Source organism: Arthrobacter sp. FX8, assembly GCF_026723805.1.
Classification (GTDB): Bacteria; Actinomycetota; Actinomycetes; order Actinomycetales; family Micrococcaceae; genus Arthrobacter.
Map to the genome: position 1 here is coordinate 2044537 of NZ_CP113505.1, position 17757 is coordinate 2062293.

Here is a 17757-nt window from a genome sequence, read left to right on the forward strand (position 1 = left end):
GGCTATTTTTCTTCCAGTCCCAGCTCAGCGGCGACAGTAACCACGTCATTCGGTACCTTGACGGGCTGGACTTCGCTGCCGTCTTCCGTGCGCAGGGCCCACTGGGGGTCCTTCAGGCCGTGCCCGGTGACGGTGATGACGATGGTCTTGCCGCTGGGAACCTCGCCGGCGGCGTGCTTCTTGAGCAGGCCCGCCACGCCGGCAGCGGAGCCGGGCTCCACGAACACGCCTTCCCTGGCCGACAGCCAGCGGTGGGCGTTCAGGATTTCCTCGTCGGTGACGGCATCGATGAGTCCACCGGATTCGTCACGTGCCCCTACGGCCCCGTCCCAGGAAGCGGGGTTTCCGATGCGGATGGCCGTGGCGATGGTGTCCGGCTCGGTGATCGGGTGGCCCGCCACGAACGGTGCTGCCCCGGCTGCCTGGAAGCCCCACATGGCGGGCGTCCTGGTGGCGACGGCGGGCAGGGTGCCGGCCGTGTCGGATTCGAAGGGGGCTGAATACTCCTTGTAGCCCTTCCAGTATGCCGTGATGTTGCCGGCATTGCCCACGGGCAGGACGTGGATGTCCGGTGCGTCGCCCAGGGCATCGACCACTTCGAAGGCGCCGGTCTTCTGGCCCTGGATGCGGGCAGGGTTGACGGAGTTGACCAGGAAGACGGGGTACGACTCCCCCAGCTTGCGGGCGATGTCCAGGCAGTTGTCGAAGTTGCCGTCCACCTGCAGGAGGGTGGCGCCATGGGCGATCGCCTGGCTCAGCTTGCCCATGGAGATCTTGCCCTCGGGCACCAGGACGGCGCACTTCAGGCCGGCGGCGGTTGCGTAGGCGGCGGCTGAAGCGGACGTGTTGCCGGTGGACGCACACACAACGGCCTTCGCACCGGAGGCTACCGCCGCGGTCATGGCCATGGTCATGCCCCGGTCCTTGAAGGACCCGGTGGGGTTCATCCCCTCCACTTTCAGGTAGACCTCGGAACCGGTGAGTTCTGAGAGCTTCTGCGCGTGGACCAGCGGGGTGCCGCCCTCCCCCAGGGTGATCACCCGGGTGGACTCCGTCACGGGCAGACGGTCAGCGTATTCGCGGATGACGCCGCGCCATTGGTGAGCCACTTAGACTCCTTCTACCCGCAGAACGGATGTAACTGAATTGATGACGTCCAGGCCCTTTACGGCCTGGACGGTGGCTGCAAGGGCAGCCTCTGATGCGCGGTGGGTGACAATCCGCAGTTCGGCCGACTCCACGTTGGATTCCGCATCCCGGTGGATGGTCTGCCGCATGATTTCGATGGAGACGCCGTGCTCGGCGAACAGCTGGGCGATCCGGGCAAGCACACCGGGCTGGTCTGCAACATCCAGGCCGATGTAGTAGCTGGTGGTGGCCGCTTCGATGGGCAGCGCCGGGACGTGGCCGGTGGTGGTTTCCGTGCGCTGGGGTCCACCCAGGACCAGCCGGCGGGCGGCCGACACGAGATCGCCCATAACGGCAGACGCCGTGGGGGTTCCCCGGCGCCCTGGCCGTAGAACATCAGCTCGCCGGCGTTTTCCGCTTCGATGAACACGGCGTTGAAGGCTCCGCGGACCGCGGCCAGCGGGTGTTCGCGCGGCAGGAGGGTGGGGTGGACACGGACGGACACGCCTTCCTCACCATTGGCGTCGGTCAGCTTCTCCGCGATGGCCAGCAGCTTGATCACGAAGCCGGCGTCCTTCGCCGCGGCGATGTCGGCAGCGCTGACGTTGGTGATTCCCTCGCAGTGGACGTTCTCCAGGGCGAAGCGGGTGTGGAAGGAGAGCGAGGCCAGGATGGCGGCCTTGGCGGCGGCGTCGTGGCCTTCGACGTCGGCCGTGGGGTCGGCTTCCGCGTAGCCAAGGCGCTGGGCCTCGGCGAGGGCGTCCGCGAACTGGGCACCGGTGGAATCCATCTGGTCAAGGATGAAGTTGGTGGTGCCGTTGACGATGCCCAGCACCCGGGTGATCCGGTCGCCCGAGAGGCTGTCGCGGATGGGGCGGAGGATGGGAATGGCACCGGCCACGGCAGCTTCGTAGGAGAGCTGGACGTGGGCCTTGTCAGCCTCTTCGTAGAGGGTGGGGCCGTCCTGGGCCAGGAGCGCCTTGTTGCCCGTCACGACGCACGCGCCGTTGCGCAGGGCGGAGAGGATCAGGGTGCGGGCCGGTTCGATGCCGCCCATCAGTTCGATGACCAGGTCGGCGTCCTTGACCAGGGTGTCAGCGTCGGTGGTGAAGAGCTCCTGCGGCAGGTCAACGTCGCGCGGGGCGTTGACGTTGCGCACGGCGATGCCGCTGAGCTGCAGGCGGGCACCTGTCCGGGCGGCAAGGGCATCGGCGTCCTCAAGGAGGATCCGCGCAACCTGGGCCCCAACGTTGCCACAGCCCAGCAGGGCTACTTTCAGCGTTCGCATTTCCGTCATTCAGGCTCCCATGTCGCGGTTCAGCAGGTCTTCTTCGGTTTCCCCGCGGACAATCAGCCGGGAAGATCCGTCGCGCACCGCGACAACGCCCGGCCGGGCCAGATAGTTGTAGTTGCTCGAGAGGGCCCAGCAGTAGGCGCCGGTTCCCGGTACAGCAAGCAGATCACCGGCTGCCACGTCCTCGGGCAGATATACATCTCTAACAACTATGTCGCCGCTCTCGCAATGTTTGCCCACCACGCGGGACAGCTGCGGCGCCGCGCCGGACGTCCGCGAGGCCAGAACGGCCGAATAATCCGCGTCGTACAGCACTGGCCGGGCGTTATCGCTCATGCCACCGTCAACCGAAACATACCGGCGGGGATACGTAACGTTGTTGCCCGCGTCACCGTCCGCGGAAGCCGCAGGGGCATCCACGCGGACCGTCTTCACGGTGCCCACCTCGTAAAGGGTGAACGTGGTGCTGCCCACGATGGCGCGCCCGGGCTCGATGGAGATGCGGGGCGCGTCAATGCCCAGCTCGGCGCAGGTGGAACGCACGACGGCGGCCATCGCCGTGGCGATTTCAGCGGCGGGGCGCGGGGTGTCCACCGGGGTGTAGGCAATCCCGTATCCGCCCCCGAGGTCCAGTTCCGGCAGGGTGATGGAGTATTTTTCCTGCATGGCGGCCAGGAAGCGAAGGAGCTTCTCGGCGGCCAGCGCGAAACCGTCCGGTTCGAAGATCTGCGACCCAATGTGGCAGTGCAGGCCCAGCAGTTCGATGCCGGGATGGGCTGTGGCCGCCGCCACTGCTTCCTCGGCGGCCGAGATCCCGGCCTCGTCAGTGGTGTCGGCTGCCATGGAGAGGCCGAACTTCTGGTCCTCGTGGGCAGTGGCGATGAACTCGTGGGTGTGGGCGTGCACGCCGGGAGTCAGCCGAAGCATGACCTTGGCCTGTTCACCGCGGGCCTCGGCGATGGTGCCCACCCTGTGGAGTTCGGCCAGGCTGTCCACCACGATCCGGCCCAGTCCCATGTCCAGGGCCCGGTGGATTTCGCCGTCGGACTTGTTGTTGCCGTGCAGCGCGACGTCCGCGCCGGGAATTCCGGCCCGGTGGGCCACGGCGAGTTCGCCGCCCGAGGCGGTGTCCAGGCGCAGCCCTTCCTCTTCCACCCAGCGGACCACCGCGGTGCAGAGGAACGACTTTCCGGCGTAGTAGACGTCCACTCCCCCGCAAATATCGGCAAAGGCATCGTTAAAGGCGTCGCTGAATGCCCTGGCCCGGGCACGGAAGTCGTTCTCGCTCATCACGAAAAGCGGGGTGCCGTACTGCCGCTGAAGCTCGCTGACGGGGATGCCGTCAATGCTGAGTTCGCCGTCCCCGTCGCGTGCCACGTCGCGGGCCCACATCGGTTCGTGGAGGGCATTGAGGTCGTCCGGAACAGTGAGCCACTCCGGGGCAAGCGGAGAAGCCTGGGCTGCTGTGTGCGTCACCGGGTCACATCCGTTCCGGCGCCGAAACGCCCAGCAGGTCGAGTCCGTTCGCCAGCACCTGGCTGGTGGCGTCGTTGAGCCACAGGCGGGTGCGGTTGAGGTCGGTCACGGGTTCGTCGCCCATGGGGGCAATGCGGCAGGCGTCGTACCAGCGGTGGTAGGCCCCGGCGATGGCCTCAAGGTGCCGTGCCACGCGGTGCGGTTCGCGCAGCTCTGCTGCCTTGGCCACGATGGACGGGTAGCTGCCCAGGTAGGACAGCAGCTCGTTTTCCGTGGCGTGGTCCAGCAGCGAGGCGTCGAACGCGGAACGGTCCACGCCCGCAGCCACGGCATTGCGTGCGGCGCCGCGCGAGCGGGCATGGGCGTACTGCACGTAGAACACCGGGTTCTCGTTGCTGTGCTTCTTCAACAGGTCCGGGTCAAGGGTCAGCGGTGAATCGGCGGGGAACCGGGCCAGCGAGTAGCGGACGGCGTCCTTGCCCAGCCACTCGATCAGGTCCTTGAGTTCGATGATGTTGCCGGCGCGCTTGGACAGCTTGGCGCCGTTGACGGACACCAACTGGCCGATCAGGACCTCGATGTTGACCTCGGGGTCGTCACCGGCAGCGGCCGCAATGGCCTTGAGCCGGTTGATGTAGCCGTGGTGGTCGGCGCCCAGGAGGTAGATCTTCTCGGTGAAGCCGCGGTCCTTTTTGGACAGGTAGTAGGCGGCGTCAGCGGCAAAGTAGGTGGGCTCGCCGTTCGCCCGGACCATCACGCGGTCCTTGTCGTCGCCAAAGTCCGTGGTCCGCAGCCAGACCGCCCCGCCGTCGTCGAACACGTGGCCCTGTTCGCGAAGGCGGGCCACGGCACTTTCAATGGCGCCGGCGTCGTGCAATTCCTGTTCGGAGAAGAAGACGTCGAACTCGACGCCGAAGTCCGCCAGGGTGGCCTTGATGTCCTTCATCTGCGCTTCATAGGCGGCGGCGCGGATGACCGGCAGGGCCGCCACTTCAGTGAGCTCGCGGATGTCCGGGTGGGCAGTGAGCACTTCGTGGCCCAGGTCCGCGATGTACTGTCCCGGGTAGCCGCCGTCCGGCACGGGAAGGCCGTGCAGCCGGTTGTAGACGGAGGTGGCGAAGGTGTTCATCTGCGAGCCGGCGTCATTGATGTAGTACTCGGCCGTGACGTCGGCGCCGGACGCCCGCAGCACGCGGGCGATGGAATCGCCCAGGGCGGCCCAGCGGGTGTGCCCGATGTGCAGCGGCCCGGTGGGGTTTGCGGACACGAACTCCATGTTGACGGTGTGCCCGGCGAGCGCCGTGTTGGTGCCGTAGTCCCCGCCGGCCTCGACAATGACCTTTGCCAGGGCGCCGGCGGCCGCGGCGTCCACCGTGATGTTCAGGAAGCCAGGGCCGGCGATGTCGACGGCGGAGACGCCGTCGATGGTCTTCAACCGGCTGCTGAGGAGGGTGGCGAATTCGCGCGGGTTGGTACCCGCCTGCTTGGCGAGTTGGAGGGCAATGTTGGTGGCCCAGTCGCCGTGGTCCCGGTTCTTGGGCCGCTCCACGCGCACCTCAGCCGGAATGGCTGACGCCGCAAGGTCAATATCACCGGCGGCGACGGCGTCTTTGAGGCAGGCGGATATGGCGAGGGAAAGTTCTTCGGGAGTCACCCCTCTAGACTACCGGGGGCCAGTGACAGCAAAGAATTTGGCGGCCTGGGCCGCCCTTCCGGCTCCATGGACGGGTGGGCCCGGCTCCGCGGTGAACCATTCCGGCCCATCCGGCGTTGATTAGACCGTAACCACTGCCGCACGGGATTGCGCAAAGACGGCATTGCGCAAAGAGACCGGTACAGCCCCAACAGTGAAACGAGAGCCTTCATGAGACCCTCCACCCCTCAAAGCCCCGCCATATCCAGCGCCGCGCTCCGCAAGGGTATCTTCGCCAGCCTTGCAGGCCTGTCCCTCGCAGGAACCGTGGCCGGCTGTGCACCATCCACGGCGGACAGCACCCCGGGCGCTGCGGGAAGCCCGTCCACTCCTTCTGCGGGTTCTTCCGCCCTGGCCGGCAGCGGCGGCAATTACAGAGACGGCACCTACAGCGCGGACGGGAACTACGTGTCACCCAACGGCACGGAAACGGTGGGCGTTCAGCTGACGCTGGCGGCGGGAAAGGTCACGGACGTGCAGATCACCCAGCACCCGTCCAATCCGAACACCCGCAAGTTCCAGGGCCAGTTCGCCGGTGGCATCGCTGCCCAGGTGGTGGGCAGGAACATCGATGAACTGAACGTTTCCAAGGTTGCAGGCTCCTCCCTGACCAGCGGAGGCTTCAACCAGGCCGTGGACAAGATCAAGGCGGAGGCGCAGTAGGCGGTGTCCGTCACGGACTGGGATGACTTCCTGTTCCAGGGGATCGGAACCGGCTGGGACATCACCACTCCCCTGCCGTTGCCCGCGTCCCTGCGCGCACGCGTGCTTAACACGGTCGAGAAGTTCGACGCCGACTGGTCCCGTTTCCGGGCCGACTCGCTGGTGTCGGACCTGGCACGGGAGCCGGGGCGTTATCAGTTTCCGGACGAGGCTGCTCCGCTGGGCGAGCTGTACAGCCTGCTCTACCGGGTGACCGGCGGCGCCATGACGCCGCTGATTGGCGGCAGCCTGGAGCGCCTGGGGTATGACGCAGCGTATTCGCTCCAGCCGGCCGGTCCGCCGCTGCCTGCGCCGGCCTGGGAATCGGTGCTCACGTGGTCCGGAACCGTCCTGACGGCCAGCGCCCCCGTGCTGCTGGACATCGGCGCCGCAGGCAAGGGCCTGCTGGTGGACCTCCTGGCCGCGGACCTGGCGGCCGCCGGCATCGGCGCCTTCGTCATCGACGCCAGTGGCGACCTGCTGGCCCGCGGGGCAGGACCCGTCAGCGTGGCGCTTGAACACCCCTACAACCCTGCACAGGCGATTGGGACGATCCACCTGGACGGCCGCGCCCTGTGTGCGTCGGCTGCCAACCGCCGCGCCTGGGGGGACGGACTCCACCACGTCCTGGACGGGACCACCGGGCAGCCGGTGCGGACCGCCGTCGCCACCTGGGCCTTGGCGGGGACTGCCATGGTGGCCGACGCACTCGCCACGGCCCTGTTCTTTGTTCCCGGCGCCACGCTCCAGGAAAGCTTTGATTTTTCGTGGCTGACCGTCTTTTCCGACGGCAGCGCCGCCTACTCCGCCGAATTCGAAGGGATGCTGTTCTCATGAGCCCCGTGGAAACACCGCACCCCCGGCGCCGTCCCTGGCCGGCCGGATGGGGACCGCCGTGGGCAGGTTCACCATGTACCGGGTTGTCCTAACAGTCCTGGCGGTCCTGGCCGCCTACAGCATCCTGCTCAACATCCTGGGCTGGCTGACGTTCGGTATCCCGGAAATACTCGCGCACCTGGCGCTGTGCCTGGGCTTGACCTACGCCTCCAACCGGGCGCTGGCGGCGCTTTTCCGGGTCAACCCCCACACGGAGTCCTCCCTCATCACGGGGCTGCTGCTGTATTTCCTGTTCTGGCCGTCCCTGCAGCCGCTGGACCTGGCCGGGGTGGCACTGGCATGCGTCCTGGCCTCCGCCTCCAAATATGCCTTGGCGTGGCGCGGCCGGCACATCTTCAATCCTGCCGCCGCCGGCGCCTTCGCCACCGGCCTCACCGGGCTGAATATCGCTACGTGGTGGGCGGCCACTCCTGCCATGCTGTGGCTGCTGGTGCCGGGCGTGCTGCTGGTCCTGTACCGGACCCGCAAAGTGCTGATGGCATCCATGTTCACGCTGGTGGCCACCGCCATCATCACCCTTGAACTGCTTCGATCGGGCATGCCGGCGGGCATGGGCATCTACCAGGCCCTGGCGCAGCGGCCGGTCCTGTTCTTCGTGGGATTCATGCTGACCGAGCCCCTGACCCTGCCGCCCCGCCGCAGGCACCAGCTGGCGCTGGCCACCGTGGTGGGAGTGCTCTTCGCCGTCCCCTGGAACGTGGGCCTGTTCGCCAACTCGCCCGAGGCAGCCCTGCTGGCAGGCAACCTGCTGGCCTTCCTGGCAGGGCAGCGCGGGGCCGTGAAGCTCCGGTTCACCGGCGCCCGGCAGCTGACGCCCGCCACCACCGAGTTCACGTTCAACCCGGCCCGGCCGGTGCGCTTCCTTCCGGGCCAGTACATGGAACTGGACCTGCCGCACGCCAGGCCGGACGGCAAGGGCCGACGCCGGGTGTTCAGCCTGACAAGCCCACCGCGGGAGCGGCTGGTGAAGTTCGCCGTGCGGACGGCCGGTCCCTTGTCTGCGGCAAAGGAGGCGCTGCTGGCCTTGCGGCCGGGCGACGAAGTGGCAGCCACGGCGGTGGGCGGCGACTTTGTCCTGCCGCGCGATCCGCACCGGCCGGTCTTGCTCATCGCGGCGGGAATCGGCATCACGCCCTTCGTTTCATACCTGTCCTCCGGGGGCCTGCGGGAGCGGGACGCCGTGCTCCTGCTCCTGGCCCAAAGCGCAGGGGAAGTGGCCTACGCGGAGGAACTCCGGGACGCCGGCATCCGGGTGCTGGTGCGGTTGGCGGACGGTTCCCGGCCGCCCTCCGGCCTGGCCTCCGCTGCCGCAAACACCGGCCCGGGAGCCCGGCTGGACGGAGGGGCCATTGCGGCGCTCGTGCCGGACATCGCCGCCCGTGACGTCTATGTTTCGGGGTCCCCGGCAAGCGTTGCATCGCTCCGCCGGGCGGCGAAGAGCGCCGGTGCCCGCCGGGTCCGGACGGACTCCTTCGCCGGCTATTGAAACCGCTTCTTTGCCTGTCCATTCCTGGCCGTGGTGTCGGTTTTCCCTTGCGGGCCACCTTCCTGCTAAGCTCTAGGACGTCCCGCCGGGAACGGCAGGAAATACGGATTGCCCTCGTAGCTCAGGGGATAGAGCGTCTGCCTCCGGAGCAGAAGGTCGTAGGTTCGAATCCTATCGAGGGCACAGAAAACCTCCGCCGCTTCACTGAAGCGGCGGGGTTCTTTCGTTTTCCGGCCTTTCCTGCTGCGCTGCGGAAGCCGCAGGATCAGAAATGCAGGGCAACCTCGTCAAGCGTGGCCAGGGTCAGCACGGCTTCCTCGACAGTTTCATGGTCTTCCAGCTCACGCTCGATCCGGCGCAGGACCACCGCCACTTCATGTTCGGGATGGTCCCCCTGCAGGTCCACGGCCGCAACCAGGTACAGCTTGCGGGGACCGACGAATTCCAGGTGCAGGTACGTGAGCCGCGCGATCTCGGGGTGCGCCAGCACCGTTGCGCCATGGACCGTTCAATGTCGGGGGTGACGCCCTGGCCCACCAGGAAGCGCCTGTTGCGGTCGATCAGGACGACGGCGACGACGGCCAGCAGCACGCCGACCGCGATCGAACCGATTGCATCGGGCAACGGCGATCCGGTGACCTGGTGCAGGAACACGCCCACGAAGGCTATGACAAGGCCGATCAGCGCGGCAGCGTCCTCGGCGAAGACGGCGCGCAGGGTGGGATCGGAGCTGATGAGCACCTGCTCCAGCGTGTGCCGGTCCAGCTCATGGGCCGCCTTCCTGGTCTGGCGGAAAGCCTGGACAAAGGAGATGCCTTCGAAGACGAAAGACACCGCCAGGACCACATAGGCCACCATGAAATCTGCGGCCGGCTCCGGCTCGATGATCTCCTGGATGCCATGCATGATGGACACCACCGCGCCGGCGGTAAAGAGTCCGAACGCGGCGAACATGGACCACACGTAGGCTTCACGGCCGTAGCCCATGGGATGGCTCTTGTCCCTGGGCCTGCCTGAACGGCGCTCGGCGAAGAACAGGAACACCTGGTTTCCTGTGTCCGCCCAGGAGTGGGCTGCCTCCGCTGCCATGGAGGCCGAGCCCGAAAGGACTGCGGCCACCGACTTCGCCACCGCCACGAGCGTATTGGCTACGAAGGCGATGATGACCGTGAGGAGGGTGGAGCCGGGCTTGTTGTGCTTTTCGGTGTCAGCCATGCGCCTACCGTACCCATCCGGGCCTGCTGCAGCACCCGGAAGCCAACCGAATTCGCGGCGGCCGCCTGCAGTCAATTGTCGGAGGCTCCTCTTAGGCTGAAACCACCTAGCTGAGGGAGTACGCCATGCAAGTTCAGTTCTGTTCCATCGTTCCGCCCTACCTGTTGCGCCGGCTGGCCCAACAGGACGCACCGGGATTCTCTTCGGCGGCAAGCGCGGCCCGGAAGGCCCTTGGCCACATCGAATCATTCCAGGCAGCACGTGCACAGGCCGTCCCGGTCCTCCCGCCCGGGCTGCGCCAGGTCAAGCCGGGCCCGGTGGACCGCACCATCTACGATGCCGGCGGCGAAGAAACGCTCCCCGGCAGGCTGGTCCGGGAAGAAGGCGGGCGCGCCACCGGCGACGCCGCCACCGATGAAGCCTACGACGGCCTGGGTCACACGCACCGGCTGTATGCCGACGCCTTCGGCCGGGATTCGGTTGACGGACGCGGCATGAAGCTCGATGCCACGGTGCACTTCGGCAACCTGTACGACAACGCTTTCTGGAACGGCACCCAGATGGTGTTCGGTGACGGCGACGGCGACGTCTTTGACCGGTTCACCAAGTCCCTCAGCGTTATTGGACACGAACTGGCGCACGGGGTCACCCAGTACTCGGCCGGGCTTGCGTACCGGAACCAGGCGGGCGCCCTTAATGAGTCGATGTCAGATGTCTTCGGCGCCCTCGTTGAGCAGTACGTCAAGAACCAGTCCGCCGCCCAGGCCAGCTGGCTGATCGGTGAAGGCCTCTTTACATCCAAGGTCCAGGGGCAGGCCCTTCGGTCCATGAAGGCGCCCGGAACGGCGTACGACGACGACGTGCTGGGCAAGGACCCGCAACCCGACTCCATGGACTCGTATGTCCGGACCAGCGCAGACAACGGCGGTGTCCACATCAACTCCGGCATCCCCAACCGCGCGTTCTACCTGGTGGCGGACGCCCTCGGCGGCAATGCCTGGGAGGCGCCCGGCCGCATCTGGTACGAGACCCTTACCAGCGGTTCGTTGCCGCCGGCCGCAACCTTCACCGTCTTTGCCCGCGCCACGGCACGGGCCGCCGCGGACCTGTTCGGTTCGGGGTCCAAAGAGCATGACGCCGTAACGGGGGCGTGGGAAACTGTGAAGGTCAAGGTTTAACCACCCCGGCTGACCGTCACTGGCCGCCGGGCCGCAGGGAAGCCCAGGGGCCAGGCCATGAAGATCAAGGTGGAACGGAGCGGCGGGATAGCTGCGGTTACGCGGGTGTGGACGGTCGATGCGCAATCGGACAGCGACCTCAGCCAATGGCAGCCCCTGGTCGAGGCCTGCCCGTGGGATTCGGTACCCAAGACGCCAAGGGCAGCTGCCGAGCAATTTGCGGAAGCCCAACCGGACAGGTTCATCTACTCGATCCGGGCAGGGCAACGCAGGGCAGCACTTCCCGAGCAGGCCGTCACCGGACCCTGGCGGATTCTTGTGGACAGCGCACGGGAAGCGGCCGAGGAACTCCGCGCCCAGGAACGCCGCGACGAGCCCGCCCCGGGCTAGGGTGCAAAGGGTGCTACCCCGCCACAGCCAGTTGGCCGCGGAAAGCGCGGCGGTATGACTGCGGGCTGGTGTCCAGGACCTTGGCGAAGTGGTGCCGCAGCAGGACAGGGTGCCCGAAGCCGGACTCCCTGGCGATTTCTTCGATGTTCAGGTCCGTGGACTCAAGGAGGTCCTGGGCCCGGAGCACCCGCTGTGAATTGAGCCAGGCGGCAGGCGTCGCTCCGGTCTCGGACCGGAAGCGCCGGGCGAACGTCCTGGCCGACAGGTGCACGCGTGCCGCCAGTTCGCTTACCGTGTGCTCGCGGTCCAGGTTCTCCACCATCCAGCGCAGCAGCTCCTCCATGGGAGCTGAGCCGCAGGCCGGCATTGGCCGGTCAATGAACTGCGCCTGGCCGCCGTCGCGGTGCGGAGGAACCACCATGTCCCTGGCGATCGCGGCGGCCACCTTGGCCCCGAGTTCGACCCGCACAAGGTGGAGGCAGGCATCGATCCCGGCGGCGGTCCCTGCGGACGTAATGATGTTGCCGTCCTGCACGTAGAGTACGTTTTCGTCCACCTGCACGCCGGGATTTTCGGCAGCCAGTTGGCCGGAGTAGTGCCAGTGCGTGGTGCAGCGGCGCCCATCCAGCAATCCGGCGCGGGCCAAGGCAAAAGCGCCCGAGCAGATGGACATCACCCATGCCCCCCTTGCATCAGCAGCCCTCAGCGCCTCGACTACGGATTCATGCAACTCGTCGCCCCTCCCGTAGGGGGCCATGATGACCAGGTCCGCATCTTCGGTGGCTTCAAGTCCCAGGCCCACGTTGAGGGTCAGGCCTGACTTCAACCGGACGTCGCCAGGCTCCGGCGTGCAGACGCGGAAGTCGAAGGCCGGGACGCCGCTTCCCCGGCCGGATCTGTCGATGCCGAATACCTCGCAGGCAGTGCCGAACTCGAACATCGAGAAGTTGGGAACCACGATGACGGCCACTGATTTGAGCATGCTTCCATTGTGGCAGGAATTATGTCTTTTTGGGCATTTCTGCCACTTTTTCCCTGTTGCAGGATGGAGAAGCATGGAGGCATGGAAATCCTCATAACCCTCCTCATCCTCCTGATCCTCCTCGTGGCCGCAGCAACCATTTCAGCGCTTTTGCGTGATGGCCGGGGGCACACGCCTCCTGCTGAATCCCACGAAGCCTGGTCCGCCCTGGACCTCCCAAGCATCAACTACACGCTCCGCGTTTTCTAGGGCAGAACCAAAGGCGCCGGACACCTGCCGGCAGTACAAACGGGAAGCCGGGGCTCCCGCAGTAGACTGTCTGCAGCCATGACTTTTCATATCTCCTATCCCGCCGAGCTGCCGGTTTCCGAGCGCCGCGAGGACTTGATGGCCGCGATCGCGGCCAACCAGGTGACCATCATCGCCGGCGAGACCGGCTCCGGAAAGACCACCCAGATCCCCAAGATGTGCCTGGAACTTGGCCTGGGCGAGAAGGGACTGATCGGCCACACGCAGCCCCGGCGGCTGGCAGCCCGGACCGTGGCCGAGCGCATTGCGGAAGAGCTTGGCGTGGACATCGGCCAGGAGGTGGGCTTCCAGGTCCGTTTCACCGGTGAGGTAAGCAAGGCAACCAAGGTCAAGCTGATGACCGACGGCATCCTGCTTGCCGAGATCCAGCGGGACAGACTGCTGCGCAGGTACAGCACCATCATCATTGACGAGGCACACGAACGAAGCCTCAACATCGACTTCATCCTGGGCTACCTCAAGCGGATCCTGCCGCAGCGGCCGGACCTGAAGGTGATCATCACCTCAGCCACCATCGACCCGGAACGGTTCGCCCACCACTTCGGGACCCCGGAACAACCCGCTCCCATCGTCGAAGTCTCCGGCCGGACCTATCCGGTGGAAATCCGCTACCGGCCGCTGTCCCAGCCCAAGGCCGACGACGACGACCCCTCGGACGATGAACTCGAGGAGGACCGCGATCCCCTGGATGCCGTCTGCGATGCGGTGGACGAGCTCGCGGCGGAAGCGCCCGGTGACATCCTGGTCTTCTTCTCCGGCGAGCGGGAGATCCGCGACGCCGCGGACGCACTCCAGGCCCGGATCCAGTCCAACCGAAGGCTGTCCAACACCGAGATCCTTCCCCTGTTCGCGCGCCTGAGCCTGCAGGAGCAGCACAAGGTATTCCACCCCGGCAGCAAGCGCCGGATCGTGCTTGCCACCAACGTGGCGGAAACGTCACTCACGGTGCCGGGCATCAAGTACGTCATCGACACGGGCACGGCCCGCATCTCCCGGTATTCGCACCGCACCAAGGTCCAGCGCCTGCCCATCGAACGCGTCTCGCAGGCATCGGCCAACCAGCGCTCCGGCCGCTGCGGCCGGGTGTCTGACGGAATCGCCATCCGGCTCTACTCGGAGGAGGACTACGAGTCCCGGCCCCGGTTCACGGATCCGGAGATCCTGCGCACCAACCTCGCCGCCGTCATCCTCCAGATGACCGCCATGGGCGTGGCAAAGGGCCCCAAGGACGTTGAGGAGTTCCCCTTTGTCGAGCCGCCGGAAACGCGGGCCATCAACGACGGCGTTACCCTCCTTCGCGAGCTCGGCGCCCTGGCTCCCCCACGCCCGCAAGACAACGGCGGTAAGCCCGGGGCAGGCGGCGGCCTCACCGCCGTCGGACAGAAACTCGCCCAGCTGCCCGTCGATCCCCGCCTGGGCCGAATGATCGTGGAGGCCGGAAAACGCGGCTGCGTCCGCGAAGTCATGGTCCTGGCGGCCGCGCTGACCATTCAGGACCCCCGCGAACGGCCCACAGACAAGCAGCAGCTGGCCGCGGAAAAGCACAACCGCTTCCGGGACGAAAACTCGGACTTCACCGGCTACCTCAACCTCTGGAACTACCTGCAGGAGAAACAGCAGGAACTGTCCTCGTCGGCCTTCCGCCGGTTGTGCCGGGCCGAATTCATCAACTACCTGCGGGTTCGCGAGTGGCAGGACCTCTTCGCGCAGTTGCGCCAGCTTGCGCGGCCGCTGGGGATCGCCCTGGACAACAAGCGCCTGGCCGATCCCGTGGGCAACCATGACGGGATCCACATCAGCCTGCTGTCCGGGCTCCTGAGCCACATCGGAATCCTGGATGAGCGCAAGCGCGAGTATGCAGGTGCCCGCGGCAGCCGGTTCGCGATCTTCCCCGGATCCGCGCTGTTCAAGAAATCCCCCACGTTCGTCATGGCAGCGGAGCTGGTGGAAACCAGCCGCCTGTGGGCCAGGGTGGCGGCCAAATTCGATCCCCTGTGGGCCGAGCAGGTGGCACCGGACCTGGTGAAGCGCACCTACAGTGAACCGCACTGGTCCACGCGGCAGGGCGCGGTCATGGCCTACGAAAAAGTCACCCTTTATGGCGTTCCCATCATTGCCCAGCGGCGGATTAACTACGGCAGGGTGGATCCGGTCGTGGCCCGGGAGCTGTTCATCCGGCATGCCCTGGTGGAGGGTGACTGGAAGACCCACCACAAGTTCTTCCACCGCAACCGGGCGCTCCTGCATGAGGTGGAGGAACTCGAGGCACGCATGCGCCGCCGCGACCTGTTGGTGGATGACGAGACGCTGTTCGAGTTCTATGACGCCAGGATCGGCCCCGACGTGGTTTCCGAACGGCACTTCGATAAATGGTGGAAGGATGCCCGCCGGGAGAATCCGGACCTCCTGGACTACGACAAATCGCTGCTCCTCAGTGACGACGCCGATGACCTGGATGAATCGGCCTACCCCAAGACCTGGTTGCACAAGGGCTTCGAGCTTCCGCTGACGTACGAGTTCCACCCCGTGGCTCCTGGTTCACCGCCCAACCCGTCCGACGGCGTCACGGCCGAAGTTCCCGTCCTGTTCCTCAACCAGCTGGACGATGCCCCGTTCCGCTGGCTGATCCCCGGCCAGCGCGTGGAGCTGGTGACCGCGTTGATCAAGTCGCTGCCCAAGCAGGTCCGCAAGAACTTCGTTCCTGCCCCCGATGTTGCCCGGCAGGCGGTGGCGGTCCTCGAAGCGGACTTCGATCCTGCCCGGGATGAGCTGGAGCCGTCGCTGGAACTCGCGCTGCGGCGGATCCGCGGCGCCATCATCCCGCCCGGTTCCTGGAACTGGGACGCCGTGCCTGCGCACCTGCGCGTGAGTTTCAAGGTGGTGGACAGCGGCGGCAAGGTGCTGGGCGAAGGAAAGGACCTGGCCGAACTGCAGGAGAGGCTGGCTCCTGCCACCCGGCGCGCGATTGCAGACTCGCTCGGCGCCACACCGGCCTCCACTGCGCCCGGCGCCGGCGGCAAGGCCCAGCAGCGCAGGAACGGCAAGGCGTCCGACGCCGGAGCAGCCACACGCCCGCAGGCTGCCGGGGTGCCGGGAACCTCCGCCGCGGCCGGGTTCGTGGAGCAGGAAGGCCTGACGGAATGGAGTTTCGGCACCATCGAACGCCAGGTGAGCAGCATGGTCAAAGGCCACACCGTCACCGGGTACCCGGCCCTGGTGGACCAGGGAACCTCAGTGTCGCTGCGGGTCTTCCAGACGCAGGAGGAACAGTTCGACGCGATGCGCGGCGGCGTGATCCGCCTGCTTGCCCTGCGGGTTCCGGCGCCGGACCGCTACGTCCTGGAGCACCTGAGCAACACGGAAAAGCTGACCTTCAGCCAGAACCCGCACGGCTCGGTATCCGCCCTCATCGCGGACTGCGCGCTGGCGGCCATCGACAAGCTCACGCCCGCGGACCTTCCCTGGGACCGGAAGGCCTTTGACCAGCTGTATGAGCTGGTGCGTGCCGAACTGATCGACACCGTCTTCACGGTCACCGCCGTGGTGGAGCGCATCCTGGCCAGCACCCGCCGGATCGAGAAGCAGCTCAAGGGCACCACCAGCCTGGCCCTGATCAGCGCGCTCAACGACGTCAAGAGCCAACTGGAACAACTGGTGTATCCCGGTTTTGTGGCACGCACGGGCTACGCACAGCTCAGCCAGATGCCCCGGTACCTGGCGGCCATCGAGAAGCGGCTGGAGCGGCTGCCCGGCAACGTCCAGCGCGACGCCCTTAACATGGCTGTCGTCCAGCGGCTTGAGGACGACTACGACGATGCCGTCTCGGCGCTGCTGCCCGGACGGCGGGCAGGACGCGAGTTAACCCAAGTGCGCTGGATGATCGAGGAACTTCGGGTAAGCCTGTTCGCCGTCGAGCTCGGCACCGCGTATTCAGTGTCTGAGAAGCGGATCCGCGCCGTGCTCAACAAAGCACTGGCCCCGCCTAGCGGCGGCCAGCCACCAAGGAGAGGAATCCAATGAAGCTCACGCTTGCCCAGGGCCCGGCAGGGACAGAGATTGCAGGGCTCGGCCACGCCCAGCCCGCGCGCATCATGGACAACCATGAGCTCGAGGGCATGATGGACACCAACGACGAGTGGATCCGCCAGCGCACCGGCATCGTCACAAGGCACATCGCCGGCGAGGGCGAGACAGTGGTGGACCTCGCGGTTCCGGCGGCACGGATGGCCCTGGCCGATTCGGGCGTCGCGGCCGCGGACGTCGACCTCGTGGTGGTGGCCACCACCACGGCCGCCGAACGTTCCCCCAACACCGCGGGCCGGGTGGCCGAGGCGCTGGGCCTGGGACGGGACGGCCGGGGACCGGCCATCATGGACGTCAATACGGCCTGTTCGGGCTTTGAGTACGCCCTCGGCGTGGCCGACCAGGCCATCCGCAGCGGCAGCGCCTCCCACGCGATCGTCGTTGGCGCGGAAACCCTCTCAGCCGTGACCGACTGGACGGACCGCGCGACGGCGGTGCTCACCGCGGACGGCGCCGGCGCCGCCGTCGTGCGTCCGTCGGAGACGCCCCGCATTGGCCCGGTGGTGTGGGGGTCCGAGGGCGGCATGGCCGATGCTGTCCGGATCTCCCCGCCGTCGGGCAGGTTTTCGCAGAACGGCCGCGAGGTGCTGCGGTGGGCCCTGACCAAAGCGCCGGAGCGTGCCCGCGAGACGGTGGCCAGGGCGGGGCTGGCAATGGACGACATCCAGGTCCTTGCCGCGCACCAGGCCAACCTCCGCATCATCGAACCGCTGGCCGAGGCCCTGGGGCTGTCGGACCGGATTGTCATCACCGACGTCACCGAGTCCGGGAACACGTCCGCTGCCAGCGTGCCGCTGGGGCTGAGCAAATGGTGGCACTCCGGAAGGATCCCGGCGGACGTCCCCGCACTGCTTTTCGGCTTCGGCGGCGGCTTCACCTATGCGGGCATGGTGGCGATGACGCCGCGCCGGGACTGATCTCCCT

12 protein-coding genes, 1 tRNA gene and 2 pseudogenes are annotated in these 17757 nt (G+C 66.9%); 9 read left to right on the top strand and 6 right to left on the bottom strand.

Translation table 11 applies throughout. From position 1 onward, the window contains the following. Positions 1-2: 2 nt before the first annotated feature. From thrC to argS, 4 genes and pseudogenes are all read right to left on the bottom strand, one after another. Positions 3-1109: a threonine synthase gene (gene thrC, locus OUO20_RS09365; RefSeq protein WP_018768417.1), complete on the bottom strand. Its 1107-nt coding sequence runs from the start codon at positions 1107-1109 to the stop codon at positions 3-5. Further along, positions 1110-2425, bottom strand: a pseudogene (locus OUO20_RS09370) (homoserine dehydrogenase). Next, a complete protein-coding gene (gene lysA, locus OUO20_RS09375; RefSeq protein ID WP_268003268.1) occupies positions 2426-3898 on the bottom strand; it encodes a diaminopimelate decarboxylase in 1473 nt (490 codons plus the stop codon). It abuts the pseudogene before it with no gap. 4 nt (positions 3899-3902) lie between these two features. Next, positions 3903-5552: an arginine--tRNA ligase gene (argS, locus tag OUO20_RS09380; RefSeq protein ID WP_018768420.1), complete on the bottom strand. Its 1650-nt coding sequence runs from the start codon at positions 5550-5552 to the stop codon at positions 3903-3905. Between the two features lie 210 nt (positions 5553-5762). On the opposite strand from argS, the gene OUO20_RS09385 reads away from it, so the two are divergent. The 4 genes from OUO20_RS09385 (at position 5763) to OUO20_RS09400 (ending at position 8859) form a co-directional block, all read left to right on the top strand. Then, positions 5763-6254 (top strand): FMN-binding protein, encoded by a 492-nt coding sequence (locus tag OUO20_RS09385; protein WP_166673024.1) that lies wholly within the window; start codon positions 5763-5765, stop codon positions 6252-6254. A gap of 3 nt (positions 6255-6257) precedes the next feature. Then, positions 6258-7130: an FAD:protein FMN transferase gene (locus tag OUO20_RS09390; RefSeq protein WP_268003269.1), complete on the top strand. Its 873-nt coding sequence runs from the start codon at positions 6258-6260 to the stop codon at positions 7128-7130. 46 nt (positions 7131-7176) lie between these two features. Continuing rightward, positions 7177-8676 carry an FAD-dependent oxidoreductase gene (locus tag OUO20_RS09395; RefSeq protein ID WP_442781120.1) on the top strand — a complete coding sequence of 500 codons (1500 nt, stop codon included), beginning with the start codon at positions 7177-7179 and terminating at the stop codon, positions 8674-8676. 110 nt (positions 8677-8786) lie between these two features. Beyond that, positions 8787-8859: transfer RNA gene (locus OUO20_RS09400), tRNA-Arg, on the top strand. Between the two features lie 82 nt (positions 8860-8941). Here the strand turns inward: OUO20_RS09400 and OUO20_RS09405 are convergent. Next, positions 8942-9891 (bottom strand): annotated as a pseudogene (locus OUO20_RS09405) (cation diffusion facilitator family transporter). Positions 9892-10016: 125 nt separating this feature from the next. Here OUO20_RS09405 and OUO20_RS09410 point away from each other — a divergent pair. Both OUO20_RS09410 and OUO20_RS09415 read left to right on the top strand, forming a co-directional pair. After that, a complete protein-coding gene (locus tag OUO20_RS09410; RefSeq protein WP_268003271.1) occupies positions 10017-11069 on the top strand; it encodes a M4 family metallopeptidase in 1053 nt (350 codons plus the stop codon). A gap of 57 nt (positions 11070-11126) precedes the next feature. Next, positions 11127-11459, top strand: a complete 333-nt coding sequence (locus tag OUO20_RS09415; RefSeq protein ID WP_056388014.1) for a protealysin inhibitor emfourin — start codon at positions 11127-11129, stop codon at positions 11457-11459. 13 nt (positions 11460-11472) lie between these two features. Here OUO20_RS09415 and OUO20_RS09420 read toward each other — a convergent pair whose 3' ends face one another. Beyond that, positions 11473-12441 carry a GlxA family transcriptional regulator gene (locus tag OUO20_RS09420; RefSeq protein WP_268003272.1) on the bottom strand — a complete coding sequence of 323 codons (969 nt, stop codon included), beginning with the start codon at positions 12439-12441 and terminating at the stop codon, positions 11473-11475. An 81-nt stretch (positions 12442-12522) separates the two neighbouring features. On the opposite strand from OUO20_RS09420, the gene OUO20_RS09425 reads away from it, so the two are divergent. The 3 genes from OUO20_RS09425 to OUO20_RS09435 all read left to right on the top strand — a co-directional run bounded on the left by OUO20_RS09425 (position 12523) and on the right by OUO20_RS09435 (position 17750). Beyond that, a complete protein-coding gene (locus OUO20_RS09425; protein ID WP_018768428.1) occupies positions 12523-12690 on the top strand; it encodes a hypothetical protein in 168 nt (55 codons plus the stop codon). Positions 12691-12768: 78 nt separating this feature from the next. Continuing rightward, positions 12769-16770 carry an ATP-dependent RNA helicase HrpA gene (hrpA, locus tag OUO20_RS09430; protein WP_268003273.1) on the top strand — a complete coding sequence of 1334 codons (4002 nt, stop codon included), beginning with the start codon at positions 12769-12771 and terminating at the stop codon, positions 16768-16770. Next, entirely contained in the window at positions 16767-17750 is a 984-nt protein-coding gene (locus tag OUO20_RS09435) for a beta-ketoacyl-ACP synthase III (RefSeq protein WP_134163838.1), read from the top strand. Before hrpA ends, OUO20_RS09435 begins: the two co-directional genes overlap by 4 nt. Positions 17751-17757: the final 7 nt, after the last annotated feature.